This window comes from Micrococcus sp. M4NT, from assembly GCF_033790745.1.
Lineage (GTDB): Bacteria > Actinomycetota > Actinomycetes > Actinomycetales > Micrococcaceae > Micrococcus.
Genome location: NZ_JAMYEH010000010.1, coordinates 116022 through 141293, shown reverse-complemented (window position 1 = coordinate 141293; position 25272 = coordinate 116022). Strand labels below are relative to the sequence as shown.

The window sequence follows — 25272 nt, the reverse complement described above, 5'->3', positions numbered from 1 at the left end:
GCGTCTGACCTGCGGGGCCATCAGCCGTCCTGCAGGTCGGAGACGGTCACGAGGGTGTAGCCCTGGGACTGGAGCCAGGTCACCACGGGGTCCACGGCCTCGATGGTCGTGGCGTGGATGTCGTGCATCAGGATGATCCCGCCGGGGGCGGCCTCCTTCTTCACGATCGCGAGCGTCTTGGCGGGGTCGTGGTGCTTCCAGTCGAGCGTGTCGACCGTCCACATGGCCTTGCGCATGCCGTGGGCCTCGATCGCCGTGGTGACCGTGGCGTTGTAGGCGCCGTAGGGCGGACGCATGACCGCCGGCCGCACCCCGGTCGCGTGCTCGATGGCCGTGCTGGCCTTCGAGAGCTCGGCGTCCAGGGCTGCCCGGCCCAGCGGCTTCAGGAGGGCGTGCGTGTACGTGTGGTTGCCCACCTCGTGGCCCGCGGCGCTGATCTTCTTCGCGGTGCCCGGGAACGCATCGACGGAGGAGCCGATCATGAAGAAGGACGCCCGGACGTCGTGACGGGCCAAGATCTCCAGCAGCCGGGCGTCGGTCGCGGGCTTGGGGCCGTCGTCGAACGTCAGGGCGATGCAGCGCTTGACCGAGCAGTCCGTCCTGCCCCTGCCCGCGGCCGGGGTGGAGGAGGACTTCTTCGTCGCGCTGGGGGCGGAGGGTGCCGTGGGCGTCGCACGGGGCGCGGCCTCGGAGCTGGACGCCGGTGCGGGGGTGACGGGGGGTGTCAGAGCCGGGGCGGACGACGTCGGCCCGGCCGTGACGGGGGCATGCGCCGCGTTCCACGCCTCCACGTCGGGCCGGGTCACGGCCGTGCGGACCGCCCGCCCGGCGTCGGAGAGCCACGGCTCGACGTCGGACGCCGGAAGCGTGATCGCGGGCGTGCCCGCGCTGCCGGCCAGGATCGTGTGCTCCGAGAAGCCGATCGCAAGGTCGCCCTCCGGCGTGAACCACGTGCGGACGTCCCCGTCGCGGAGCTGCTCCCACGCGGTGTCCGCGCTGGAGGGGCTCATCTCCCGCTCGGCGCCGGGGAGGGCGTCCACAGCCGCGCGCACGCGCTGCTCCAGGAGGCCGCGGCTGTCCGAGGACACCAGGTCCAGGGGCTCGACCACCGTGTCGGCGTCGGCGTCGAACCACGTGGTCCGCTCCTCGATGGAGTGGCCCGCACCCGCGAACTCCGTCACCGACGTCAGCACGCCCACGATGTCCCGGGACCCGCCCACCGCCTGCCACGAGCCGGAGAGCGAGGGGGGCGCCACGGAGACCTCGCTGCCCTCCGAGTCGGACCAGAACTGCTCGGCGCGCCGCTGCGCCTGATCGCGCAGGCGCGAGTTCAGGGGCTCGGCACCCGCGAGCTGCGGGACCACGAGGTGGGTGGCGCGGTGGTTGTCCGAGATCGTGCTCACGTCGAGGCCGGCGAACGGCATGCGGTCCAGGGTGGGGGTGCGGGGCCACTCCGGGGAGCCCTCCGTCGCGGTCGCGCCGGCCTCGGCCGCCGAGGGCGAGGAGGCAGGAGCGGAGGAGGCCGGCGCCGACGATGCGCCGGACGACGGCGCGGAGGACGCGGCCGGGCCGTCCGGGGACCCGCTCGAGCAGCCGGTCAGTGCCATCGCCGCGACGAGCGCGGCGGCGGCGAGCGGACGGAGACGGCGGGCGGGGCGGGACGAGAGCACCGGTCCAGGCTAAGCCTGAGACCGCGTCGCTCCTGCGGTCTTTCGGTCACGATCTGGCCACAGCTGTTCCACAGGTCTGCGGGATCGCCCGTCCGCGATGGTGCAGGTCACACGCGCGGGAGCAGCTCCCTGACGAGCGTCTCCACGCGCGCGCGGATCTCGTCGCGGATCGGGCGCACGGCCTCGACGCCCTGGCCGGCCGGGTCCTCGACCGCCCAGTCCTCGTAGCGCTTGCCGGGGAAGACGGGGCAGGTGTCCCCGCAGCCCATGGTGATCACCACGTCGGAGTCCTTCACGGCGTCCGTGGTGAGGACCTTCGGGGTGTTCGCGGCGATGTCGATCCCCACCTCCGCCATGGCGGCGACCGCGGCCGGGTTGACCTCCTCCTTCGGGGCGGAGCCCGCGGAGCGCACCTCGACCCGGCCCTCGGTCAGGTGCTCGAGCCAGCCGGCAGCCATCTGCGAGCGGCCCGCGTTGTGCACGCACACGAAGAGCACGGAGGGACGGTCCTCGGCGTCCTCGTCGTCATCCGTCGGCGTCGCCTGCCCGGTCAGCTCCGCGAACAGGGCGTGCACGCGCGCGTCGATGTCGTCGCGCACGAGGCGCATGCGCTCGGCGCCCTCGACGCCTCGCTCGGAGGGCTCGTCGGTGCGCCACGTCTCGATGCTCCCGGCCATGCCCTCCGCCGGCTCGACCTTCGCCTCGTCGCCCAGCACCACCACACGGTCCACGCGGGCCACGAGCGCGGGGTCGACGGGCTTGGGCGTGCCGTGGGACATGTCCGCGCCGACCTCGGCCACCGACTCGGCGGCGAGGGCGTTGACCTCCTCACCGGGGTGGGTGCCGGCGGAGTGCACCTCCACGGCGTCGCCGGCGAGGCGCTCCATGAGGGCGGCGGCCATCTGGGACTTGCCGCCGTTCTTCCTGCAGACGAACAGGACGGAGGGGCGGGCGGCGGCGGTCTGCTGATCGTTCACGGGGTTCTCCTGGAGAGGGTGGGAGGGAGGTGGGCGTCAGGGGCGGGCGGCGGCGTCGCGCTCGGTCGGCTCGGAGGCACTGCCGGACACGACGGGGCCGGGCACAGTGGGATCGTTCGGGAACAGGCGGCGGCCGAGCCACATCGAGACGTAGACGAGGGCCACGAGCACCGGCACCTCGATCAGCGGCCCGACGACGCCGGCGAGGGCCTGTCCGGAGGTGACGCCGAACGTGCCGATCGCCACGGCGATGGCCAGCTCGAAGTTGTTGCCGGAGGCCGTGAAGGCCACCGTGGTGGCGCGGGCGTAGTCGAGGCCCACGGCGCGGGCCAGCAGCAGGGAGCCCAGGAACATGATCACGAAGTAGGCCAACAGCGGCAGCGCGATCCGCGCGACGTCGAGGGGGCTCTCGACGATGGCCTGGCCCTGGAGGGCGAAGAGCAGCACGATCGTGAAGAGCAGGCCGTAGAGCGCCCACGGGCCGAGCTTCGGCAGGAACCGGTTCTCGTACCAGTCGCGCCCCTTGGCCCGTTCGCCCACCGTGCGGGTCAGGAAGCCGGCGAGCAGCGGGATGCCGAGGAAGACGAGCACGGAGAGGACGATCGCCCCGACGGAGAACTCGGCCGACGTCGTCGGGAGCCCGAGCCAGGCGGGGAGGACCTGGAGGTAGAACCAGCCGAGGACGCCGAAGGCGAGCACCTGGAAGACCGAGTTGATCGCCACGAGGACGGCGGCGGCCTCGCGGTCGCCGCACGCGAGGTCGTTCCAGATGAGCACCATGGCGATGCACCGGGCCAGGCCCACGATGATCAGGCCCGTGCGGTACTCGGGCAGGTCCGCCAGGAAGAGCCATGCGAGGCCGAACATGAGCGCGGGGCCCACGATCCAGTTGAGGAGCAGCGAGGTGGCCATGAGCCGGCGGTCCGCGGTGATGCGCCGCGTCTCGTCGTAGCGGACCTTGGCCAGCACGGGGTACATCATCACGAGCAGGCCGACGGCGATCGGCACGGAGACGTTGGCGATGGTGACCGACTCGAGGGCGTGGTCGAGGCCGGGGATGAGGTTGCCCAGCAGCAGGCCCAGGCCCATGGCCAGCAGGATCCACAGGGGGAGCCAGCGGTCCAGGAAGGACATCTCCTTGAGGACGGGATGGTGGTCGGCGGACGGGGTTCGGGCGGCGGGGGCGACGACGGGAGGGGTCATGTCAGCCTGTTCGGGTCGGTCCGGCGGGGGAGGGGAGCGGTGACGCGACGCGAGGGGTCGCGTCGACGCAGGGCATGTGGACGCGACGATCACAGATCGATGGACGTCAATGTGAGTAGCATGCTCGCATGAGCACCCCCCTGTCCACGCGTGAACCCCCGGGGTCTGGGCCCGACGCGGGCGCCCTGCCCGCCGACTGCTGCTCCCTCACCACGGCGCCCCTCTCGGCCGACGCGGCGTCACGGACCGCCGTCGTGTTCAAGGCCCTCGCGGACCCCATGCGCCTGCGCCTGCTCTCCCACGTGGCGGCGCAGGGCTGCGAGAACGTGTGCGCGTGTGACCTCACGGCGGAGCTCGGGATCGCGCAGTCCACGGTGAGCCATCACATGAGGCGCCTCGTGGACGCGGGGCTGCTCACGCGCGAGCAGCGCGGTCGCTGGGCGCACTACACCGTGGTCCCGGAGGCCTTCGAGCAGCTCCGGGGGGTGCTCGGCCTTGACTGAGGTGACGTCCTCGGACCACCGCCGCGCGGTCTGCGGCACCCTCGCGCCGGGCCGCTCGAACGCGCACGTCCTCCTCGAGGACGGCCGGACGGTGCGGGCCTGGATCTACGCGCTCGCCCCGGACGCGGTGCCGCCGGCGGGCTGACCCGCGTCGTCGGGGCCCTCGGCGACCTGCCGGTGCAGGTGCTCCATCCGGCAGTCCAGGTCCGCCGCCACGCGGGCGGCGGCCACGAGCTCCGTGGCGATGTCGGCGGGCACGTCCCCCTGGAACTTGTAGTTGATCTTGTGCTCGAGCGACGCCCAGAAGTCCATGGCGATCGTGCGGAACTGCATCTCCACGGTGACGCGGCGCGTGCCCGTGGAGAAGTGCACCGGCACCTCCACGAGGCAGTGCAGGCTGCGGTAGCCGCTGGGCTTGGGGGAGGCGATGTAGTCCTCCACCTCCACGAGGCGGATGTCCGGCTGCGAGGTGAAGTGGCGGAACACGCGGTAGACGTCCTCGGTGAAGCTGAGGATCACGCGCGCCCCCGCGATGTCCGTGACCGTGCGGCGCATGGCGTCCAGGTCCAGGGAGAGCCCGCGGTCGGCGGCCTTGCGCAGGATGGACTCGGGCGACTTGACCCGGGTGACGATGTGCTCGATCGGGTTGTGGTCGTGGGCCAGGGCGAACTCGTCCTGCAGGGTCTCCAGGCGCGTCTCCACCTGCACCAGGGCGGAGCGGTACTCGAGGTCGAACCGCTCGAAGTCCTCCCGCAGGGCGCCGAGGGCCCGCGTCATGGCCGGCGGCATCTGCGTCAACTGCGCGACGGGGGTGCGGCGCAGGGTCTCCAGGGCCGTCGCCGCTGAGGGCGCGCGCTCGGACGGCGACGGCGGGCGCTCCGGCGACGGCGGAGGCGTGCGGGGCTGATCCTCGGGCATGCCCCCGAGCGTAGAGCCGTCGCCTTGGAGGGCCCTGGGATCTCCACAGCCGCCGCCCGGGCCCCGTCAGGCCGTGTCCGGCGTGAACATCTTGCCCGGGTTGAGGATCCCGTGCGGGTCGAAGACGGCCTTGATCCGCTGCTGCAGCGCGTGCTGGGCCTCCCCGAGCTCGTCCTTCAGGAACGCCCGCTTGAGCAGGCCCACGCCGTGCTCTCCGGTCAGGGTGCCGCCCAGCTCCAGTCCGGCGGCGAACAGCTCGCCCGCCGCCTCCCACACGGCCTCCGGGATCGCGGTGCCGGCCTCGCCGCCCACCTCGCCCGCCGAGCCGAACACCAGCACCGGGTGCAGGTTTCCGTCCCCGGCGTGGGCCGACGTCGGGATGGCGACGCCCGTGCGCGCCTCGATCTCCCGGATCCGCGCGAACATCTCCGCCATGCGGCTGCGCGGCACCGCGACGTCCTCCACGAGCGGGGTGCCGAGCGCCTCGAGGGCGGGGAACGCGCTGCGGCGCAGGGCCATGAGCGCCTCCGCCTCCCTGGGGTCCGCGGTGGCGGTCACCGCGCCGCCGGCCGCCTCCATCAGGGCCGCCATCGCGGCGCCGTCCTCGGCCGCCCCCGCGCCGTCGGCCTGCACCAGCAGGAACGCGCCGCGCTCGGGCAGCACCGCGCCCAGCTCCGGGCCGACGTACGCGCGCACCGCCGCGAGCGTGGCCTCGTCCATGAGCTCCATCAGGGCCGGCACGTGGCCCGCGCCCGTGACGGACTGGGCGGCGGCCGCGGCGGCGACGACGTCGGAGAAGAACCCGCCCAGGGTCACCTGGGCGCCCCGCACGAGCGGGCGCAGCGCGAGCGTGGCGCCCACGATCACGCCGAGGGTGCCCTCCGAGCCGATCAGCAGGGCGGTGAGGTCGTAGCCCGTGACGCCCTTGACCGTGCGGTGGCCGAGGCGCAGGAGCGTGCCGTCGGCGAGCACCACGTCCAGCCCCAGCACCGCCTCACGCGTGACGCCGTACTTGGCGCACAGCAGCCCGCCCGCGTTCATCGCGATGTTGCCGCCCACGGTGGAGATGTCCTTCGAGGCCGGGTCGGGCGCCCACCACAGCCCGTGCTCGGCCAGGCGCGCGTTGAGCGCGCCGTTGAGGATCCCGGGCTCGACGACGGCGACGCGGTCTGAGGGGGAGACCTCGAGGATCCGGTCCATCGCCCTGACGTCCAGCACGATCTCGCCCGCCCCGGCGACGGCGCCCCCGGCCAGCCCCGTGCCTGCCCCGCGGGTCACGAGCGGGGTCCGCGTGGCGTGGGCGATCCGGCACGCGGCCTGCACGTCCTCCACGCGGCCGGCGCGCACCACGGCCAGCGGAGCGGCAGGGGAGCGGTGGCCGGAGCGGTCGGTGCGGGCGGCCTCGAGGGCCTCCGCCGCGGTGTCCACGCGGCCGGGCAGCTCCCGCTCGAGCAGGGCGAGCACGTCGGGGGTCGTCGTCATGGCCCCCAGTGTCCCCGATCACGTCGGCCCCCGCGCGCCGGTGACGCCGGGCCGCGACGGTACCGCGGTCCCTAGACTGGCGGCCATGACCTCCCCGGACCCCTCCCCGGCCCTCGACCGCGCCCGCGTGCAGGTGGTGACCCTGCGGCCGGACGCGCTGCGCGGGAGCACCGTGCGCCGGGTGGCGTCCGTCCTCGCCGAGTCCTTCCTCACCGACCCCTACACGGTCTCCTTCCTCCCCGCGGCCCGGAGGGTCGAGCGGCTCACCCGCAAGTTCTCCGGTGCGGTGCGGGACGCCCTGTCTCCCGGGCCCGACGGGCGGGTGCCCGGCGCGGTCGACGTCGCCGTGGACCCCGCGGACGGCACGGTCCTCGCCGCCGCCCTGTGGGGGGCGCCGGACGCGCCGCGCGGCACCACCGTGCCGGCCGCCGTCGCCTCCGTGCCCGGCCTGCTGCGCGTGCACGGCGCCCACGCGCTGGACATGGCGCTCACCGTGGCCGCGTGCGAGCGCGCCCGCCCGACGGTCCCGCACTGGTACCTCGCGGACCTCGGGACCCTTCCCGCGGCCCGCGGCCGGGGCGCGGCGAGCGCCCTCGTGCGCCACCGGCAGCGGCGCGCGGACGGCACCGGGATCTACCTCGAGTCCTCCACCCGGGCCAACGTGCCGTTCTACGCGCGCCTCGGGTTCGCCGAGATCGGGCCCGTGCGGGCGTTCGGCACCGAGGACCTCACCGGCATGTGGTGGGAGGCCCGCTGATGCGTCACCCGATCCAGGACTACCTGCGCTCCCTCCACGACTCCCTCCGGGACTCCAACGAGGGCCAGCTCGCGCAGTACATCCCCACGCTGGCCTCCGCGGACCCGGACCGGCTGGGCATCGCCCTCGCCACCGTCACCGGGCACCTCTACTCCGCCGGAGACGACGAGACGGAGTTCACCATCCAGTCCGTCTCCAAGCCGTTCGGGTACGCGGCCGCCCTCATGGACCGCGGCCGCGCCGAGGTGGACGCCCGCGTGGCCCTGAACCCCTCCGGGGAGGCGTTCAACGAGCTCTCCCTCGAGGCGGAGTCCCACCGCCCGGACAACGCCATGATCAACGCCGGCGCCATCGCCGTGCACCAGCTCCTCGTGGGGCCGGACGCGCGCCCGCAGGAGCGGATCGACCGGCTCGTCTCCCTGCTCTCCGCGCTCGCCGGCCGGCCGCTGCGGGTGGACCAGGAGTCCTACGAGGCCGAGCTGGCCACCGCGGACCGCAACCTCTCCCTCGGCCACATGATGCGCAGCCACGGCATCATCCAGGACCGTGCCGAGGACGTCGTCGCCGGGTACATCGCGCAGTGCTCCGTCCTCGTGACCGCCCGCGACCTCGCCCTCATGGGCGCGTGCCTCGCCGCGGGCGGCCTCCACCCGCTCACCGGCGAGCGGGTCATCGCGGCGCGCGTGGCCCGCCAGGTCCTCTCCGTCATGAGCTCCTCCGGGATGTACGACGACGCCGGGCAGTGGCTCGTGGACGTGGGGATCCCGGCGAAGTCCGGCGTGGCCGGGGGCGTGCTCGGCGCCCTGCCCGGACAGGTGGGGATCGGCGTGTTCTCCCCCCGCCTGGACGCCCACGGCAGCTCGCTGCGCGGCGTGCGGGTGTGCCGCCGCATGTCCGAGGACCTGAACCTGCACATCATGGAGGCCGACGCCCTGGGCGGCACCGTGGTGCGCCACGTCAGCCGCGAGGGCGCCACCGTGCGCCTGCACCTGCAGGGCGTCATCCGCTTCGGCGGCGCGGACGCCGTGGTCTCGGCGCTCGCGGACCTCGGCACGGGCGAGCGCCGGCAGCGGGCCTGGTCCTGGGACGGGGATGAGCACCCGGATGTGGCGGCGTGCACCGCCGTCGGCCGGGGCGCCCTGGAGGACGCGGTGGCGGCCGGCGAGGAGGACGGGGCCATCGAGGAGGTCGTGCTGAACCTCGAGCGGGTGGACCGGGTGACCGAGGTGGGGCGGCGGCTCATGGCGGAGGGCGTGCACCGCCTCGAGGCCGACGGCGTCCGCGTGCGGATCGACGATCCGGACGGGGTCCTCGCCGAGGTCTGAGGGCGGGGTGCGCGCGGGGGCGGGCGCCCCCGCGCGTGCGTTCTTCCTCTCGACGACTTCCGTTCATCTTCCATTCATGCAACACTGGGGGATTCCTCCGTCCCGCCACCGCGTTCTCGTGCGAGGTCCCCCATGCCCCTTCCCACCCCCCGCGTCAGCCTGCCCTCCTCCCTGCACCGCCTGCGTCGTCATCGCCGCACGGCGGCCGTCGCGCCGCGCCCGGTCGCGCGTCTGGCGTGGTGGAGCGCCGGCGTGCTGCCCGCCGTCGGGTGCCTCACCTCGTTCTCCATCGGGGCCAGGAAGGCGACCATGGTCATCCCGGGCGTGGGCTACCAGGGCGGCTTCTCCGCCGGGTGGGCGCACGCCCTGAACCAGCCGGCCTACTTCACATGGCTGTCCAACGCGCTCGTGGCCGGCACCTCCCTGACGCTCGCGGCGCGGGACACGGCGCCGACGTCGGACGCGTTCTGGGCCCTGCGCACCGCGGGGCTGGGCTCCGTGATGGTCACGGGCATCGTGTACAACGCCGTGCTGCGCGGCCACGAGGAGGACACCGCGCTCTACCGCGTCAACGACACGCTGCAGCACGTGGTGAACCCCGTGCTCGCCCCCGCCGTGTGGGCGCTCTTCGACCCCCGTGGGCAGATCACGCACCGCCGGGCCGGCCTCGCCTCCGTGATCCCCCTGCTGTGGGCCGCCATGACCATGACGCGCGGGCGGCGGATCGACTGGTACCCCTATCCGTTCCTGGACGTGCCGCGCCTCGGCTCCCGCACCGTCGGGCTCGTGCTGGTGGGGATCCTCACCGGCTTCACCGGCTTCATGGGGATGCTCGGCGACCTCGACCGGCGCCTCACGCCGGCCTGAGCGGTGCGTCACGCCCTCCGTGCCGCCGCCCACTCGTGGTGCAGGAGCCCCATGACGTGGCAGTCCACCCAGCGCCCGTCCAGCAGCAGGGCCTCGCGGAGCGTCCCCTCGAGCACGAAGCCCAGCTTCCTGTAGACGTGGACCGCGCGTGGGTTGTGGGCGTACACCTCGAGGCCCACCCGGTGCAGTCCCACGGTGCCGAACGCGTGGTCCAGGACGAGGCGCAGCGCCCGCGTCCCGATCCCGCAGTCCCGCTCCCGGGCGAGCCACAGGCGCATCCCGCACGCCCGGTTCTCCGCGTCCAGGCCCAGCAGGAGGACCTCGCCCACCACCGCGCCGTCCACCTCGATGGCCCAGACCGCGCGGTCCTCAGCCCCCGCCCAGCGGTCGTAGACCGCCCTCAGCTGGGCGGGGCTCAGGTCCGGCTCGGCCTCGCCGCGGGCCAGCGCCTCGGCCTCGGCCGTGGAGGAGACGGAGCCGGTGAGCACCTGCACCTCGACGTCCCGCATGAGCGCGCCGAGGCCGCGCGCGTGGCGGCCGTCGGCGGCGCGGAGGGCGAGTTCGCCATCGGCCAGCTCGGGGACCTCGCAGAGCGAGGGCCCGCCCTCCGGAGCGCCCTGGCGCACCCGCGTCAGCCCTGGAGGCGGCGCAGCTCCACGGGCTGCCCGCACGCGAAGGAGGCCTCGGCGGCGTAGGTGCGGGCACCGGCGTCGTCCGGGGCCTCGACGATCCAGAACCCGCCCATCTGCAGGTCTCCCCGGGCGAGGGTGCCGCCGCGCACCTCGGCCGCGGTGCTCGCCTTCTCCGGCCCCTCCGCGGCGGTGGCGTCGACCACGAGCGCCTCCTCCGGGGGCATCAGGCCGCCCGCGCCCACGAAGGCGCCGGCGTTCTGGAGCATGGCGTTGTAGGCGCTGACGCGCTCGTGCGCGATCTGCATCTCCTCGGGGGACTGGTACGCGGCGCCGGTGGCGTGGATGCCCGGCGCGTGCCACACGGTGATCAGGTACTGGCCCATGCGCCCATTCGGGCACACGGGGCGGGGCGCGTCAAGGGCCTCAGGCCGCCTCGACCGCCTCGGTGATCGGGGTGTCGCCGTCCACGAACTCGATCCGCGTGCGCACCGTGGACGGGTCCTCGAGCACGGCCGCGATCACGCGGGCCACGTTCCCACGGGAGACCTCGCCCCTCGGGGCGTCCGGGGCGTCGAGGTCCGGGTCCACCGTGATGCGGCCGGTGGGCTCCACGAGGGTGAGCGCGGCGGGGCCGAGGATGGTCCAGTCCAGATCGGTCTCCTGCAGCGCGGCGTCCGCCTCGGCCTTCGCCTGGGCGTAGGGGAAGAAGTCGTCGTCCTCGGGCAGGCCGTGCTCCAGCGAGGCGCCGAGGTAGGAGACCATCACGTAGCGCCGCACGCCCGCGGCCTCGGCGGCGCGCATGCTCGCGACGGCGGCGTCGTGGTCCACGGCGCGGGTGCGCTCGGGGGAGCCGCCGCCGGCGCCGGCGGAGAAGACGATCGCGTCCTGCCCCCGGAAGGCCTCGGTGAGCTCGTCCACGCCCGCGTGCTCGATGTCCAGCACGAGGGGAATGGCCCCGGCCTGCTTGACGTCGGCGCTCTGGGCGGCGTCGCGGATGGCTGAGGTGACGGTGTGGCCGGCGGCGGCGAGCAGCGGGGCGGCCAGCAGGGCCACCTTGCCGTGGCCGCCGAGGATGAGCACGTTCGACATGAGGTTCTCCTTCGTTCCTGCATCGGATGGGTCTGGAGCCCACGCTAGGCCTGGCGGGTGCGGGCCCGGCAAGGATTCAGCCCTCGGCCGGACTGCGGTGTGCGGGGTGCCCTGCCGTCGTCGCATCCCACACGCCCAGCCATGCGCCACCGCCCGGCGCCGCGCCCCGGTGTCCGCCCCGCGCGCTACCGTGGTGGGGTGAGCGATCCCACCACCCCCGCCCCGCGCCCTGCCGACGGCCGCACCCCGGACCACGGGGAGCGCGTCTCCTCGATGTTCGACTCGATCGCCGGGCGCTACGACCTCATGAACACCGTGATGACGTGGGGCCAGGAGCCCCGCCTCGTGAGGCGCACCGTGGCCCGGGCCAACGTGCCCCAGGGTGGACGCGTGCTGGACCTGGCCACGGGCACGGGCGACATCGCCCTGGAGGTCCTGCGCCAGCATCCGGACGCCACCGTGGTGGGCGCGGACTTCGCCCCCGAGATGATGGAGGTCGGCCGGGCCCGCCCGGGCGGCGGCCGCGTGGAGTGGGTCGAGGCCGACGCGATGGACCTCCCCTTCGAGGACGACTCCTTCGACTCCCTCACCCACGGCTACCTGCTGCGCAATGTGGCGGACATCCCCGCCACCCTGGCCGAGCAGTTCCGTGTGCTGCGGCCCGGCGGCTGGATGGCGGCCCTGGAGACCTCACCGGCGCCGGAGAACATCGTCAAGCCGTTCTCCTCCCTCTACATCCACCGGGTCATGCCCCTGGTGGCGCGCGCGATCACCAAGACCCCGGAGGCCTACCAGTACCTCTCCAGCTCCACCGCCGCGTTCAAGACCCCCGAGCAGCTCGCGGACCTGTTCGCCGAGGCGGGATTCGTGAACATCGGCCACCGGCTGCACATGTTCGGCACGCTCGCCATCCACTGGGCCATGAAGCCGTCGGCCTGACCTCGTCCTGGGCCTCACCTCGGCCCTCCCGGCCGCCCGCCCCGGGGCGGGCTGTGCCAAGGGCCACGGTGTGCCCGGCGGTCTGGATCCGCGACCCGGCCGTAGGATTAACACAGAAACCTTTCGGCCGCCGTCGCCGTCCGCTCGACCACCCACCCGTCCGCCCCTCCCTGATCACCCGTGAGGACCGCCCCGTGAGCTCCGCCCAGAACCCCGCCGCACCCATGTCGATGGCCGCGCTGCGTGAGGTGCTCCCCCAGCTGTCCCACCCGGACGGCGCCCCCGTGCGCGTCCTCGTCGTCGACGACGAGCCGATGATCGCGGACCTCCTCGCCATGGGCTTCGGGCTGTGCGGCTGGGAGGTGAAGACGGCCCACGACGGCGAGACCGCCGTCGAGCTGGGCGTCCACCACCAGCCGGACCTGGTGATGCTCGACGTGATGCTCCCCGACATGGACGGCCTGGAGGTGCTGCGCCGCCTGCGCGCGCACTGGGCCGAGGTGCCCGCCATGTTCCTCACCGCCAAGGACGCCCCCGAGGACAGGATCTCCGGCCTCGCCGCGGGCGGCGACGACTACGTGACCAAGCCCTTCTCCATGGAGGAGGTGCTGATCCGCGCCCACCGCCTCGTGCAGCGCGCAGGGCTCGTGGAGGCCGGCGCCGAAGTCCTCGTGGTGGGCGATCTGGTGATGAACACCCGCACCCACGAGGTGACCCGCGGCGGCGACCTCATCGAGCTGACCGCCACGCAGTACAACCTGCTGCGGCACCTGATGTCCAACGTGCGCACCGTGCTCTCCAAGGAGCGGCTGCTCCAGGAGGTCTGGGGCTACGACTTCGGCGGCCGCGCGAACATCGTGGAGCTGTACATCTCCTACCTGCGCAAGAAGATCGACGCCGGCCGCGAGCCCATGATCCACACCGTCCGCGGCGCCGGGTATGTCATCCGCCCTGCCGCCTGAGGCGGCGGTCCCCTCGGACCAGGGGAGCGGCCCGAGGGGTGGGCGCTCGATGCTCCGGGGTCGCCGCCGCTCCGTCGCGACGCGCCTCCTCCTGGGGCTGCTGGCCATCCTGCTCGTCACCATGAGCATCTGGACCGCGTACATCATGCTCGCCGCCCAGGGCATGGTGGACCGCCAGCTGGCCACCTCCCTCTCCGCCGCGTGGGAGCGCGCGGCCACCCAGGTCTACGCCGCCGAGCCGGTCCCGCCGGTGGTCGGCGCCCCGGCGTCATCAGGGGCGAACGGCGCCGACGGCCCAGGGCGACACCGGCCGGGCAGCCTCGCCCAGCCGGTGGGGACCCTGGTGGGCACCGTCTCCCGCGCGGAGCTGGCGGATCACGCCGGCTCGGCTCTCGAGGCCGCCGTGCTCGAGCCCTCGGGCCACCCGCGCACGCTCACGAGCGAGGAGCGCCACGACGTGGTGCACGCGGTGCAGGGCCTCGCCCAGGGGGAGCAGGTGTCCGCGGACGTCGGAGGGGTCGCCTACGAGCTCCAGGCCGGCGGCCTGGAGCCTACGGCCCCCTGGCTGGCAGGCGACAAGGTGCTGGTGGTGGGCCTGCCCACCCAGGAGCTGGTGGAGGGACGGCGCGACGGCGTGGCGCTGACGCTGGCAGGCGCCGCCCTGATGGTGGCGGCCACCGGCGCGCTCGCCTCGTGGTGGATCCGGCGCACCCTGCGCCCGCTGGGCGAGGTGGCGCAGGTGGCCGCCGACGTCGCCCGCATGGACCTGGCCGGCGGCGGCGTGGACCTCGCGCGCGCCCGCCTCCCGCGCCGCGCCCTCGAGGGCGCGGACGAGGTGGCCGTGGTGGGCCGGGCGATGGACCGGCTCGTCGGCGCCGTGGACTCCGCCCTGGAGCGGCGGCTCCGCGAGGAGCAGGAGCTGCGCCGGTTCGTGGCGGACGCCTCCCATGAGCTGCGCACCCCGCTCGCCTCGGTGCGCGGGTACGCGGAGATGCTCGCGCTCACGGAGGACCTCTCGGAGGGCGGGCGGCGATCCCTGGCCCGCGTGCTCGACCAGGCCGACCGCATGACAGACCTCGTGGACGGCATGCTCGTGCTCGCGCGCCTGGAGGCCGCACACCGCGGCCGTGCACTCGGACTGGATGCTTTCGACGGCGACGGCGACGGCGACGACTGCGCCGTGGACGTCTGCGAGGCGGTGCTGGACGCCGTGATGGATGCGCGCGCCGCGTGGCCGGACCACCGGTGGGAGGTCGAGGTGCCCGACCTGGACGGGTCCCCCTGCGGGGTGCCCGGCGACCGGGACCGACTGAGCCGGATCGTGGGGAACCTCCTCTCCAACGCCGGCCGGCACACCCCTGCGGGCACCACCGTCGCGGTCTCCCTGGCCCCCGCAGCCCTCCCCGTGAGCGGCGCGCCCGCCATGCGCGTCCGGGTGGAGGATGACGGCGGGGGCATCCCCCCGGAGATCCGTCCGGGGCTCTTCGACCGCTTCGTGCGCTGCGGGGGCCCCCTCGCGGGCGGGGAGCACTCCAGCGGCCTCGGCCTGCCCATCGTGCGGGCCGCCGCCCGTGGCCTCGGCGGGGATGTGACCGCCGGATCCGGGGAGGGCCGGACCCGGTTCGACGTGGTCCTTCCCCGCGTGTCGACGGGGGATTCCGGGGGTCCCTGTGACGGGAATCGCCTTTGACGGCAGGGGATGAGGAGTTGACGGACCCCCCTGATCGCCTGTTTATGGTGTGTTCATAGTGATCGAAACGGGGTCACATCCGGGGGACCGCCCCGGGTCTGGACCCCACGTGCTGGAGCGGCGAACGACCGCCTCCGGTGAGAGGAGATTCACCATGGAGTTCCGTAAGACCGCCACCGCCCTGACCCTCAGCGCCGCCGTCCTGACCGGTGCCGCCGCTCCGGCCGCCATGGCCAGCAGCACCGCCCCCGCCTCGGCCTCCACGTCGGCCCCCGCCTCTTCCTCGGCTCCCGCCGAGCAGGAGGAGAAGAAGGACGACAACGGCAACATGGGCCTCTGGGGCCTCGCCGGTCTCCTGGGTCTCGCCGGTCTGCTCGGCCGCAACAAGAAGCACACCGAGACCGTGCGCCCCGCGCACACCGAGACGGTGCGTCCGGCCCACACCGAGACCCACCGCGTCGACACCGACGACGTGCGTCACACCGCCGGCAACGCCAACACCACGCTGAACACCAAGCGTCCCGGTTCGGACGACCTCCGCTGATCCTCGGATCCGCTGACGCTCCGAGGCCTTAGGCCTCGAGCACACTAGGCCGCCGGGGCCGCGCGCGACACCGTCTCAGAGAGACGGTCGAGCGCCGCGGTTCCGGCGGCCCATCTGTGCCAGTAGAGGGGCACCTCGGCCGTGCCCAGCTCGGGGATGCTCTCCAGCTCCGGGTGCGTCCCCGCCAGCACGCTCGCCGGGACCTGCGCCGCCGGCAGCATGCCCCACCCCAGCCCGCTCTCCACCGCGCCCAGGTAGGCCTGTACCGAGGGCAGCAGATGGTGCGGCGGCGTGGGGGTCGGTCCGCCGCCCCGCACGGCCCGGTGCAGCACCGTGCGCTGCAGTCCGTCGCGCGGCCCGAAGTCCAGGAGCGGCAGGCTCCCCACGTCCACCCGACCCCGCGCGTCCCGATGCCGGTCCAGCAGCACCGAGGCCGCCACCGCGTGGTAGCGCATCGCGCCGATCCGGGTCACCGTGCAGCCCGAGACCGGCTCCGGCCGGTCCGTCACCGCCGCCACGGCCGTCCCGTCCCGCAGCAGCTCCACCGTGTGCTGCTGGTCCTCGCTGTAGAGGTGGAGCACCACGTCGTCCCAGGTGGCCGCCTCCCGGATGATCGGACGCCACCACGTGTCGAGCGAGTCCGCGTTGACCGCCACCGCCAGCGTCGTGCGGCCGCCGGGCGCGTGCCCGAGCGCGGCGAGGGCCTCGTCCTCGAGGGCCAGGGTCTGCCGCGCGAGCCGCAGCATCCGCTCCCCGGCCGCCGTCGGACGCACCGGGACCGTGCGCGTGAGCAGCACCTGCCCCACCCGTCGCTCGAGGGTCTTCACGCGCTGGGAGAAAGCCGAGCCGGAGATGCGCAGGTCGTCGGCGGCGGCGTCGAAGGTGCCGTGGTCGACGGCGGCGGCGAGGGCGCGCAGGTGCTCGGAGTTCACCCTCCCGAGGGTACGCGCTGCGATGAAGGAAGGCTTCAGATCATGAAGAACATTGCGCTGGAACGGACGGGCGCCGCCGTCTAGCGTCACCACCCGTGACCATCTTCACCACCGGCCTCCTCACCATCCTCGCCCTCGTCGTCGCCATCGGCGCCCAGACGCTCTTCCTGCTGCGTCAGGTGGTGCGCCGGGACCGGGCGTGGACGGCGCTCGCCGTGTGCTTCGTCTCCGACGCGGCCCTGCTCATCGCCGGCACCGCCGGCATCGGCGTGGTGGCCGAGCGCCATCCGTGGATCGTCACCTCCCTCACCGTGGGCGGGGTCGCGTACCTCCTCTTCTTCGCCGCCTCGTCGTTCCGCTCTGCCCTGCGTGGGGCGCGGACCCTCACCTCCGCGGCCGCCGAGGCCGACGGGCCGATCCCGGACGCGGTGGACCTCGCCACGCTCACCGGTGAGCTGCCCCTGATCGACCCGCGCACCGGCCGGGTGGCCGGGGGCGCGGGCGGTGCGGGATCCGGCGGTGGGCGCGTCGACGTCGCCGCGCTCCCCACCGGCGGCGCCGTGGCCGTGAAGACGCGCGTGACCCCGCGCCGCGCGGCCCACGGCCCGGTGCAGAGCCCCCTGCGACGCGTCGTCCTGCTCGCCCTCTCCGTCTCCCTGCTCAACCCGCACGCGATCCTCGACACCGTGGTGATGATGGGCACCTTCGCGCAGACCTACGGCGAGGCGAAGTGGGTGTATGCCGCCGGCGCGGTCACCGGTTCGGCCCTGTGGTTCCTCGTGCTCGGCTGGGGCGGCACGCGGCTGGCTCCGTACATGGACTCCCCGCGCACGTGGCGGATCGTGGACGCCGTGGTCGGCGTGGTCATGCTGGGAATCGCCGCGAAGATCGCGCTGACGCTCTTCTGACGGGCGACCAGGCATGATGGGGGCATGAGCGACCCCTCCTCCGCCGTCCCCGCGGCGGCCGAGCAGATCCGCGTGGCCGCCGTCGTGATGGCCCGCCCGGACCGCCGGGTGCTCACCGTGCGCAAGGCCGGCACCGCCATGTTCATGTTCCCCGGCGGCAAGCACTTCCCCGGCGAGGCGGCCGTGGACACCGCGGTGCGCGAGGTGGCCGAGGAGACCGGTCTCCGCCTGGGCCGCGAGGAGCTCACCCACCTCGGCGCGTGGGACACCGCCGCCGCCAACGAGCCCGACGCGCGCCTGCACTCCGAGGTCTTCGCCCTCTGGCGGCCCATCGCCCGGCACGAGGTCCCCGCCCCCACGGACGAGATCGTCCAGCTCCACTGGATGGACCCCGCCGCGCCCGCCGCCCCTGCGGGGTACGCCGTGGCCCCGCTGCTGGTGCCGGTGCTGGCCGCCGTCGCCGCGGCGCCAATGTTCTGAGCGGGACGGTCGGAGTTCGGCACGGACGACGTCCGGCCGTACCTCGGACCGCGCGACGGTGTCCGGGGGCGCCACTACCCTGAACGGGTGACATCCCTGCTGCGCATCCTGCGCTTCGCGCCCCAGCTGAACCCGCTCTACCTCGGCATCGCCGTCAGCTCCGTGCTGGCCGCGCTGCTCAGCCTCGCCACCCCGTTCCTCATCGGCGCGGCCACGGACCGGATCGTGGACGCCGTGGCCGGGCGGACCTCCGTGGAGGAGGCCGTGACCGCCGTGACCTGGCTGGCGCTGGCGTTCCTCGGCGTCGAGGTGGCCACCACCGCGGTGGTGAGCGTGGGCGGCTACTGGGGAGACGTGATGGCCGCGCGCATGCGAACCGTCCTCTCCACGCGGTACTTCGAGCACCTGCTGCACCTGCCGCAGCGGTACTTCGACACCGCGCTCACCGGCCGCATCACCAACCGGCTGAACCGCTCCATCACGGAGCTCACCCAGTTCCTGCAGTTCTTCGCGAACAACGCGTTCACCATGCTCATCACCACCGCCGCGGTCCTGGTGATCACGGGGTTCTACTGGTGGCCCCTCGCGGTCCTGCTGGCCGTCGTGTTCCCCGTGTACATGTGGCTCACCGCCAAGACCTCGACGAAGTGGCAGGTGTGGGAGGGGGAGAAGAACACTGAGGTGGACGTCGCCTCGGGACGCTTCGCCGAGGTGGTCTCCCAGATGGCCGTGGTGCGCGCCTACAACCGGCAGGAGCACGAGCTCGCCGGGTTCCGCGAGCGGTTCACCAAGACCGTGGGGTTCACCCGCACGCAGTCCCGGTTCTGGCACGGCATGGACGCGTGGCGCCGGCTCGCCATGAACGTGGTCTTCGGGCTGATGTACCTCATCGTGTTCGTGCGGACGGCGCAGGGGCTGTTCTCGGTGGGGGACATGGTGATCCTCCTGCAGCTGATGAACATGGCCCGCCAGCCGATCTTCTCCATGAGCTACCTCGTGGACTCCGCGCAGCGCGCCGTGGCCGGGTCGAAGGACTACTTCGCCGTGCTCGAGGAGGAGCGGGAGCGCGCGGGCGGACGGGCGCTCGAGGCGGGGGAGGCGCGTGCTGTCCCGAACGGGCCCGCGGAGGCGCGCGCCGACGTCGTCGAGGGCGAGACCGTGCCGCTTCCCGCGGACGTCCCCGCCGTCCGCTTCACGGACGTGACGTTCGCCTACGACGACGACGCCGCCCGCCCCGTGCTCGACCGCGTCACCTTCGAGGCGGGCGTGGGCGAGAAGATCGCGTTCGTGGGGGAGTCCGGCGGCGGCAAGTCCACGATCACGAACCTGCTCATGGGGCTCTATCCCGTGGGAGACGGGCGGATCGAGGTGTTCGGGAACGACGTCGCGGGGCTGGACCTGGCCGCGGTGCGCGGCTCGATCGCCACCGTGTTCCAGGAGCCGTTCCTGTTCTCGGGGACCGTGCGGGAGAACATCGCCTACGCCGACCCGGACGCCACCGACGAGCGGGTGCGCGCCGCGGCGAAGGCGGCGTACGCGGACTCGTTCGTGGAGGGCTTCGACCACGGCTACGAGCAGATCATCGGCGAGCGCGGCCTGCGGCTCTCCGGCGGGCAGAAGCAGCGCATCGCGGTGGCGCGGGCGGTGCTCAAGGACGCGCCGATCCTGGTGCTGGACGAGGCCACGTCCGCCCTCGACACCCGTTCCGAGCGCCTCGTGCAGGCCGCGCTCGAGGAGCTCATGGTGGGCCGGACGAGCCTGATCGTGGCGCACCGCCTGAGCACGATCGCCTCCGTGGACCGGATCGTCACGCTGCGCGCCGGTCGCGTGGAGGAGATCGGGACGCCCGCGGAGCTCTCGCGCAGCGGAGGCATCTACGCCCAGCTGCTCCAGCTGCAGCAGGCCGGCACCAAGGAGGCCAAGAGGATGCTCAAGGAGTACGGCATCCACGGCTGAGCCCGAGGCGGCGCCCCGCGCTCCGCGCCTCGCGCCTGACCGCTCCGGACGACGTCGTGGTGCGCGGCGACCTCACCCCGCGCGTCAGCCCCGCAGCGCCTTCCGCCACGTCAGCGCCTTGCCGGTCCGCAGGATGGACCTCTCGTAGATCGCTGCCGCGAGCCAGATGGCCAGGGCGGTCGCCGCCACGAGGATCCCGAGCGAGAGCACGTGCTCCCACCTCTGCCCCTGCCCCAGGAAGATCCGCAGCGGCACGGCCACCGGCGCCGAGAACGGGATCCAGCTCATGATCCGCAGCGCGTCCGGGTTGTCGTTGAACATGATCACCCCGACGTACGGGAGCATGATCATCAGCATCACGGGCATGGACGTGGAGCCGATGTCCTCCTGCCGCGACACCATGGACGCCGCCGCCGCGTACAGCGCCGCGAGCATCACGAAGCCGATGCTGAACAGCACCACGAACCACAGGATCGGCACGCCCAGGCCGTCCAGCGGCAGCACGTCGCCGTTGATCTGCATCCCCAGCAGCAGGGCCCCGGCCACGAGCGCGACCTGCAGGATCGCCATCGCCGCGTTGCCCAGCACCTTGCCGGCCATCATGGCGCGCGCGGGCACGGCGGCCAGGAGGATCTCCACGATCCGCGACTGCTTCTCCTCGATCACGGACACCGCGATCTGCTGGCCGAACGTCACCGCGGCCATGAAGAACACCAGCCCGAAGCCCAGGGCGATGAAGGAGCGCAGCAGCGGGCTCGGCGCGGTCGGGTCCAGCAGCGCCACCGACGGGCTGGTGGACAGCGCCTGCACCAGGTCGGTGGGCACGTCGGTCATCGCCAGCACGCCCAGTCCGGACGGGCTCTGCGGGTCCGGCACGACGGCGGCGCTCACCTCCCCGCTCTCCACCGCGGCCCGCGCCGCGGCCACGTCGCCCACGGTCCGCGTCTCGTAGCCCTCGCCGAGGGCGCCCACCGCCGGGGCGGTCTGCTCGACGGCGGCCACGTGCGTCGCGTCGCCGGCGAGCAGCTCGCCCAGACGCGGGGCGAGCAGGGTCGCGGCCAGCGCCGCCGCGATCACGATGAGCGTCGTGATTACGAACGCCTTGGAAGCGGCCTTGACCCGCATCTCGCGGGCGGCCACGGTGCCGACGGCGGCCCAGAACGGGGTGCGGCGGGATCGGCGGAGCCGCGGCGCGGGCGTCGGGGAGACTCCGGCGACCTGGTGCGACGGGCCCGTGGCCGGCATCGGTGCGGGGCGGGCGGTGCTCATCGGGTGACCTCCGTGAAGATCTCGTGCAGGGTGCGGGGGACGGGGCCGAAGCGGCGGACGCCGCCCCGGGTGACGGCCTCGCCGAGGACGGACTGCGCGGCGGCCTCGTCGACGGCGCGGAAGCGGGCGCGGCCGCCGTCGAAGGCGAGGACCTCCACCCCCTGCATCCCGCGCACCCAGCCGGTGTCGGTGTCGGCGACGAGCTCCCATTCGGGCTCGGCGTGGGCGGCGAGCAGCTGTGCGCGGGTGCCGGCGGCGCGGACGCGGCCGTCCGCCAGGATCACCAGCTCGTCGCACAGGCGCTCCACCACGTCGAGCTGGTGGGAGGAGAACAGCACCGGCACGCCGGTGTCCGCGGTCTCGCGCAGCACCTGCAGGGTGGTGTCGACGGCGTTCGGGTCGAGGCCGGAGAACGGCTCGTCGAGCACGAGGGCCACGGGCTCGTGCACGAGCGCCGCCGCGATCTGGGCGCGCTGCTGGTTGCCGAGGGAGAGCTCCTCCAGCCGGCTCCCGGCGCGCTCGGCGAGGCCGAGCCGCTCGAGCATCTCCAGCCCGCGGGCCTTCGCCGCCGCCCCGCCCATCCCGTGCAGTCGCCCCAGGTAGACGAGCTGGTCCAGCACCGCCATCTTGGGGTACAGCCCACGCTCCTCCGGCATGTAGCCGATGCCCGCACGGTAGTCCGCGGTGATGGGCGCGCCGTCCACGTCGATGCTCCCCGAGTCCGGCGTGAGCACGCCGAGCAGGATGCGCATGGTGGTGGTCTTGCCCGCGCCGTTGCCGCCCACGAATCCCGTCATGAGGCCCGGGCGGATGTCGAAGGAGAGGTCTTTGAGCACGTGGGCCGCGCCGAAGGACTTGTTCACGCCTGTCACGCTGATCATGGCATCAGGCTAGGGAGACGACGCCGGCCGGCGCCTCCGCCGCCGGGGTGAACTTCGGCCGGGGACGCCTCTCCCCCGGGCGGGGGAGGGGGCCGCCGGACGGGAGCCGCCCGTCCGCATCGGGGGAGGCGTCGGGGGGCGCGCCCGTCAGCCCGCCATCCCGCGCTGGAACGCCCAGATCACCGCGTGCACGCGGTCCCGGGCGCCGGTCTTCAGGAGCACGTTGGACACGTGGGTCTTCACGGTCGCCTCCCCCACGAACAGCTCGCGCGCGATCTCCCCGTTGGAGAGCCCGCGGGCCATCGCGCGCAGCACCTCGGCCTCCCGGGCCGTCAGCCCGACGCCGTCCCCAGCCCCGGCTCCGGACCCGACGCCGCGCGCAGGCCCGGCGGGGAGGGGGTCCGCGCGTGCCGGGTCCGCGGGTGCCGGGTCCGCGGGTGCCGGGCCCGCAGGAGCCGCGTCCGCCGGGGGCGGCGCCGCCCCGGCCCGGCGGTCATGCGCTGCAGCACCCGGCGCGTGACCTGGGGGTCCAGCAGGGCGTCGCCGCGGCCGAGCACGCGCACGGCCTCGATCAGCTCCTCCGGCCCGGCCGACTTCAGCAGGAAGCCCGCGGCCCCGGCCGTCAGGGCGGCGAAGAGCGCCTCGTCCGTGTCGAAGGTCGTGAGGATGAGCACGGCGGCCCGCGTGCCGCCCGCCACCAGCCGACGCGTGGCCTCCACGCCGTCCAGCCGCGGCATCTGCACGTCCATGCAGATCACGTCGGGGTCCGTCTCGGCGGCCAGGCGGAGCGCGTCCTCCCCGTCCCCGGCCTCGCCCACCACCTCCAGGTCGGGCTGGGAGCGCAGGATCGCTGTGAAGCCCACGCGGATCAGGGGCTGGTCGTCCACCAGCAGGACGCGCAGGGTCATGGGGTCTCCTCCTGGATCACGGCGGGCACCTCGGCCCGCACGAGCCATCCGCCGGAGTCCTTCGGTCCGGCCTGCACCGCGCCGCCCACCGACGCGACGCGCTCCTGCATGCCCACCAGGCCCAGCCCGGCACCGGAGGCGAGGCCGGCCGAGCGGGCGCCCCGTCCGTCGTCGCTGACCTCGAGCTCCACGCGGTCCGGCTCTGTGCGCAGCCGCACCTCGACGGCGGCGTGCGGCCCCGCGTGCTTGCGCGCGTTGGTGAGGCCCTCCTGCGCCACCCGGTACAGGGCGAGCTCGGCGGGCGGGGTGAGCGAGGGCGGGGGGCCGATCCGCGTGAGGCGCACGTCCTGGCCCGCCGACCGTGCCTCCTCCACGAGGCCCTCGAGGTCCTCGAGGGTGGGGAGGGCGGAGTGTGCGCCGGCGTCGTCGCGCAGGGTGTGGACCATGGTCTTGAGCTCGGCGACCGCCTCGCGGGCGGAGGACTCGACGCCGTGCAGGTGGCGCGCGGCGGCGTCGGGGTCCGCGGCCAGGGTGAGCCGTGCCGCGCCGGCCTGCACGCCCATGGCGGTGACGTGGTGGGCGACGACGTCGTGCAGCTCGCGGGCGATCCGCAGCCGCTCGAGGGACACGGCCTGCTCGGCGAGCCGCTCCTGCTGGGCGCGGATCTCCGCATGGGCGGCCTCGAGGTCCTGGCGGGCGAGCGCCTGGCGCCACGCGCGGTCCCCGAAGAGCCACGCCGCGCCGAAGTAGGCGAGGTTGACGAGGGTCTGGATGCCGGCCATGGCGAAGTACGCGTTGACGCCGCGCTCGCCGACCTCGGGGTCGCTGAAGCCGTCCACCATGACCCACGCGAGCCACACGGCCATGACCGCCGCGATCCCGGTGCGTGCCCAGAACGCGCGCCGCCGGTCCGGGCACCACGCCCCCACCGTGTAGAAGGCGAGGAACAGCACCACCTGCGAGGCGTAGAGCTCGACGCCCACCCACGTGGAGACCGCGAAGTACGTCAGCGAGACGACCGCGGCGACGGCCACCGGGAAGCGCCGGCGCCACGCGAGGGGGAGGGCCAGGGCGACGGCGCCGAGGGCGACCCAGCCGACGTCCTGCCTCCACGGCATCGAGCCCAGGAAGTCGGAGAGGTAGGCCAGCTCGACGCCGGCCACCACGAGCACCGCGGCGAGGATCGCGTCTGCGCGCCGCCAGCGGGGGGACAGCGCGCGCACGAGGGGGCGCCCGCCGCCGGCGGTGGCGCCGCCGACGGCCACGTCCGGGGGGCTCGGGACGACGTCGACGGCAGGGGTGGCGGGCATGCGCCCCACCCTAGCGACGGGTGCGGCGGGGGCACCTCCCCCGCGCGGGGGAGATCCGGCGCCGCGCGCGTGCCGCCGACGCGGCGGGTCACCACGAGGGGCTGGAGTGGGTGCGTCGTGGAGGAGCGGCGGGCAGCGCCGCCCTCATCCGCGCGGCGGCTGGTTCAGCTGGAACGTCGCGCCGGCCGGGTCCAGCACCGAGGCGACGACGCCGACCGGCGAGTCCATCGGCCCGTCCACGACGCGGCCGCCGTGCTCCGCCACGACGCGCACGGCCTCCTCCATGTCCGTGACCTGGAAGTAGGGGCGCCAGTAGCTCGGGGTGCCCTCGGGCAGCCACTGGGTCGCGTCGCACAGGCCAGCGGTGGAGTCCTCGTAGGCGAAGTTCGTGGCGTACGCGGGGCCCTCGCCGGCGGCGCCGGGGTCGACGTCGCCCGCCGCGCCGTCGTCCGGGGCGTCCCCGCGCATCGGGACCACGTCCCAGCCGGCCACGTTCCGGTAGAACGCGGCGTCCGCGGCGACGTCCGTGGACATCACCTCGAACCACACGGAGGTGCCGGGGGTCAGCGGCAGGTCGTGGCCGGGGAACTCGCCCGGCTCCCAGAAGCCCAGTGCCTCGCCGCCGGCGCTCTCCACGATCGCCATGCGGCCGAGCGGGCCCACGTCCATCGGCTCATTGACCACGGTCCCGCCGTGCTCGGCCACGAGCTCCATCGTCCGGTCGATGTCCTCGGTCTTGAGGTACACCGTCCACACGGCCGGCGGCATGCCCTCGGGTGCGGGCGGCAGGTCGGCCGCGTCCATCGCGCCGCCCACGGTGGCGTCGTCCTTGCGGATCATCATGTAGTGGCCGTACTCCTCGCCCTGGTCCTCGAAGGTCCAGCCGAACAGCGCCTCGTAGAAGGCGCGCTGTGCGGGGAAGTCGACGGCGGTGTAGTCGATCCACACGGGGGAGCCGACGGTGACGGCGGGCTGATCGGGGGTGGCGGAGAGGTTCGTGACGGAGGTCTCGCTCATGGGGCCCACGCTAGACGGCGGCGCCGAGCCTGTCTGCAGTTGGCGGCGCGCCG

25 protein-coding genes and 2 pseudogenes are annotated in these 25272 nt (G+C 74.1%); 12 read left to right on the top strand and 15 right to left on the bottom strand.

Translation table 11 applies throughout. From position 1 onward, the window contains the following. Nucleotides 1-20: 20 nt before the first annotated feature. The 4 genes and pseudogenes from NJC10_RS08850 to arsB all read right to left on the bottom strand — a co-directional run bounded on the left by NJC10_RS08850 (nucleotide 21) and on the right by arsB (nucleotide 3850). Complete coding sequence (locus NJC10_RS08850; RefSeq protein ID WP_319076012.1) at nucleotides 21-1670, bottom strand: polysaccharide deacetylase family protein; 1650 nt, start codon at nucleotides 1668-1670, stop codon at nucleotides 21-23. Nucleotides 1671-1777: 107 nt separating this feature from the next. Further along, the gene (locus NJC10_RS08845; RefSeq protein WP_413466423.1) at nucleotides 1778-2128 is read right to left on the bottom strand and encodes an arsenate reductase ArsC; all 351 of its coding nucleotides are present in this window, start codon (nucleotides 2126-2128) and stop codon (nucleotides 1778-1780) included. A gap of 117 nt (nucleotides 2129-2245) precedes the next feature. After that, nucleotides 2246-2647: pseudogene (locus tag NJC10_RS08840) on the bottom strand (low molecular weight phosphatase family protein); the annotation flags it as partial. A gap of 36 nt (nucleotides 2648-2683) precedes the next feature. Further along, on the bottom strand, nucleotides 2684-3850 hold the full coding sequence (arsB, locus tag NJC10_RS08835; protein WP_298714390.1) for an ACR3 family arsenite efflux transporter: 1167 nt from the start codon (nucleotides 3848-3850) through the stop codon (nucleotides 2684-2686). A 128-nt stretch (nucleotides 3851-3978) separates the two neighbouring features. Between arsB and NJC10_RS08830 the strand changes: the two genes are divergently transcribed. Both NJC10_RS08830 and NJC10_RS08825 read left to right on the top strand, forming a co-directional pair. Beyond that, nucleotides 3979-4353, top strand: a complete 375-nt coding sequence (locus NJC10_RS08830) for an ArsR/SmtB family transcription factor (protein ID WP_298714387.1) — start codon at nucleotides 3979-3981, stop codon at nucleotides 4351-4353. Further along, the gene (locus tag NJC10_RS08825; protein WP_248115779.1) at nucleotides 4346-4498 is read left to right on the top strand and encodes a hypothetical protein; all 153 of its coding nucleotides are present in this window, start codon (nucleotides 4346-4348) and stop codon (nucleotides 4496-4498) included. Before NJC10_RS08830 ends, NJC10_RS08825 begins: the two co-directional genes overlap by 8 nt. Here NJC10_RS08825 and NJC10_RS08820 read toward each other — a convergent pair. Continuing rightward, entirely contained in the window at nucleotides 4459-5271 is an 813-nt protein-coding gene (locus NJC10_RS08820; protein ID WP_319076008.1) for a GTP pyrophosphokinase family protein, read from the bottom strand. The genes NJC10_RS08825 and NJC10_RS08820 overlap by 40 nt on opposite strands. 66 nt (nucleotides 5272-5337) lie before the next feature. Further along, the gene (locus NJC10_RS08815) at nucleotides 5338-6753 is read right to left on the bottom strand and encodes an FAD-binding oxidoreductase (protein ID WP_319076006.1); all 1416 of its coding nucleotides are present in this window, start codon (nucleotides 6751-6753) and stop codon (nucleotides 5338-5340) included. Nucleotides 6754-6838: 85 nt separating this feature from the next. Here NJC10_RS08815 and NJC10_RS08810 point away from each other — a divergent pair, with 85 nt between their 5' ends. The 3 genes from NJC10_RS08810 (at nucleotide 6839) to NJC10_RS08800 (ending at nucleotide 9702) form a co-directional block, all read left to right on the top strand. After that, complete coding sequence (locus NJC10_RS08810; RefSeq protein ID WP_319076004.1) at nucleotides 6839-7510, top strand: GNAT family N-acetyltransferase; 672 nt, start codon at nucleotides 6839-6841, stop codon at nucleotides 7508-7510. Beyond that, nucleotides 7510-8835, top strand: coding sequence for a glutaminase A (glsA, locus tag NJC10_RS08805; RefSeq protein ID WP_319076002.1), 1326 nt, complete (start codon nucleotides 7510-7512; stop codon nucleotides 8833-8835). The genes NJC10_RS08810 and glsA overlap by 1 nt, the downstream gene beginning before the upstream one ends. 132 nt (nucleotides 8836-8967) lie before the next feature. Then, nucleotides 8968-9702, top strand: coding sequence for a Pr6Pr family membrane protein (locus tag NJC10_RS08800; protein WP_248115774.1), 735 nt, complete (start codon nucleotides 8968-8970; stop codon nucleotides 9700-9702). A gap of 8 nt (nucleotides 9703-9710) precedes the next feature. Here the strand turns inward: NJC10_RS08800 and NJC10_RS08795 are convergent, their stop codons facing one another. From NJC10_RS08795 to NJC10_RS08785, 3 genes are read right to left on the bottom strand one after another with little or no spacing between them, the layout of a single operon-like run. After that, the gene (locus tag NJC10_RS08795) at nucleotides 9711-10328 is read right to left on the bottom strand and encodes a GNAT family protein (protein WP_319076001.1); all 618 of its coding nucleotides are present in this window, start codon (nucleotides 10326-10328) and stop codon (nucleotides 9711-9713) included. A 5-nt stretch (nucleotides 10329-10333) separates the two neighbouring features. Further along, nucleotides 10334-10717 carry a hypothetical protein gene (locus NJC10_RS08790; protein ID WP_319076000.1) on the bottom strand — a complete coding sequence of 128 codons (384 nt, stop codon included), beginning with the start codon at nucleotides 10715-10717 and terminating at the stop codon, nucleotides 10334-10336. Between the two features lie 40 nt (nucleotides 10718-10757). After that, nucleotides 10758-11423: an NAD(P)H-binding protein gene (locus NJC10_RS08785; protein WP_319075998.1), complete on the bottom strand. Its 666-nt coding sequence runs from the start codon at nucleotides 11421-11423 to the stop codon at nucleotides 10758-10760. 198 nt (nucleotides 11424-11621) lie between these two features. On the opposite strand from NJC10_RS08785, the gene NJC10_RS08780 reads away from it, so the two are divergent. From NJC10_RS08780 to NJC10_RS08765, 4 genes are all read left to right on the top strand, one after another. After that, the gene (locus NJC10_RS08780) at nucleotides 11622-12362 is read left to right on the top strand and encodes a ubiquinone/menaquinone biosynthesis methyltransferase (RefSeq protein WP_319075996.1); all 741 of its coding nucleotides are present in this window, start codon (nucleotides 11622-11624) and stop codon (nucleotides 12360-12362) included. A gap of 224 nt (nucleotides 12363-12586) precedes the next feature. Continuing rightward, nucleotides 12587-13324 (top strand): response regulator transcription factor, encoded by a 738-nt coding sequence (locus NJC10_RS08775; protein WP_413466422.1) that lies wholly within the window; start codon nucleotides 12587-12589, stop codon nucleotides 13322-13324. A gap of 49 nt (nucleotides 13325-13373) precedes the next feature. Beyond that, entirely contained in the window at nucleotides 13374-15014 is a 1641-nt protein-coding gene (locus NJC10_RS08770; RefSeq protein WP_319075994.1) for a HAMP domain-containing sensor histidine kinase, read from the top strand. 154 nt (nucleotides 15015-15168) lie between these two features. Further along, nucleotides 15169-15558, top strand: a complete 390-nt coding sequence (locus tag NJC10_RS08765) for a WGxxGxxG family protein (RefSeq protein WP_319075992.1) — start codon at nucleotides 15169-15171, stop codon at nucleotides 15556-15558. Nucleotides 15559-15602: 44 nt separating this feature from the next. Here NJC10_RS08765 and NJC10_RS08760 read toward each other — a convergent pair whose 3' ends face one another. Continuing rightward, nucleotides 15603-16490 (bottom strand): ArgP/LysG family DNA-binding transcriptional regulator, encoded by an 888-nt coding sequence (locus NJC10_RS08760; RefSeq protein ID WP_319075991.1) that lies wholly within the window; start codon nucleotides 16488-16490, stop codon nucleotides 15603-15605. A gap of 95 nt (nucleotides 16491-16585) precedes the next feature. On the opposite strand from NJC10_RS08760, the gene NJC10_RS08755 reads away from it, so the two are divergent. The 3 genes from NJC10_RS08755 (at nucleotide 16586) to NJC10_RS08745 (ending at nucleotide 19834) form a co-directional block, all read left to right on the top strand. Continuing rightward, complete coding sequence (locus NJC10_RS08755; protein WP_319075989.1) at nucleotides 16586-17398, top strand: LysE/ArgO family amino acid transporter; 813 nt, start codon at nucleotides 16586-16588, stop codon at nucleotides 17396-17398. 24 nt (nucleotides 17399-17422) lie between these two features. Further along, nucleotides 17423-17878 (top strand): NUDIX hydrolase, encoded by a 456-nt coding sequence (locus tag NJC10_RS08750; RefSeq protein ID WP_319075988.1) that lies wholly within the window; start codon nucleotides 17423-17425, stop codon nucleotides 17876-17878. An 87-nt stretch (nucleotides 17879-17965) separates the two neighbouring features. Further along, a complete protein-coding gene (locus tag NJC10_RS08745; RefSeq protein ID WP_319075986.1) occupies nucleotides 17966-19834 on the top strand; it encodes an ABC transporter ATP-binding protein in 1869 nt (622 codons plus the stop codon). 84 nt (nucleotides 19835-19918) lie between these two features. Here NJC10_RS08745 and NJC10_RS08740 read toward each other — a convergent pair whose 3' ends face one another. The 5 genes and pseudogenes from NJC10_RS08740 to NJC10_RS08720 form a co-directional block, all read right to left on the bottom strand. Then, nucleotides 19919-21103 (bottom strand): ABC transporter permease, encoded by a 1185-nt coding sequence (locus NJC10_RS08740; RefSeq protein WP_319075984.1) that lies wholly within the window; start codon nucleotides 21101-21103, stop codon nucleotides 19919-19921. Continuing rightward, on the bottom strand, nucleotides 21100-21984 hold the full coding sequence (locus NJC10_RS08735; protein ID WP_319075983.1) for an ATP-binding cassette domain-containing protein: 885 nt from the start codon (nucleotides 21982-21984) through the stop codon (nucleotides 21100-21102). The genes NJC10_RS08740 and NJC10_RS08735 overlap by 4 nt, the downstream gene beginning before the upstream one ends. A 147-nt stretch (nucleotides 21985-22131) precedes the next feature. Further along, a pseudogene (locus tag NJC10_RS08730) lies at nucleotides 22132-22892 on the bottom strand (response regulator). Further along, the gene (locus NJC10_RS08725; protein ID WP_319075981.1) at nucleotides 22889-24202 is read right to left on the bottom strand and encodes a sensor histidine kinase; all 1314 of its coding nucleotides are present in this window, start codon (nucleotides 24200-24202) and stop codon (nucleotides 22889-22891) included. Before NJC10_RS08725 ends, NJC10_RS08730 begins: the two are co-directional and overlap by 4 nt. Before the next feature lie 144 nt (nucleotides 24203-24346). Further along, nucleotides 24347-25219, bottom strand: a complete 873-nt coding sequence (locus NJC10_RS08720; protein ID WP_319075979.1) for a VOC family protein — start codon at nucleotides 25217-25219, stop codon at nucleotides 24347-24349. Nucleotides 25220-25272 lie beyond the last annotated feature (53 nt).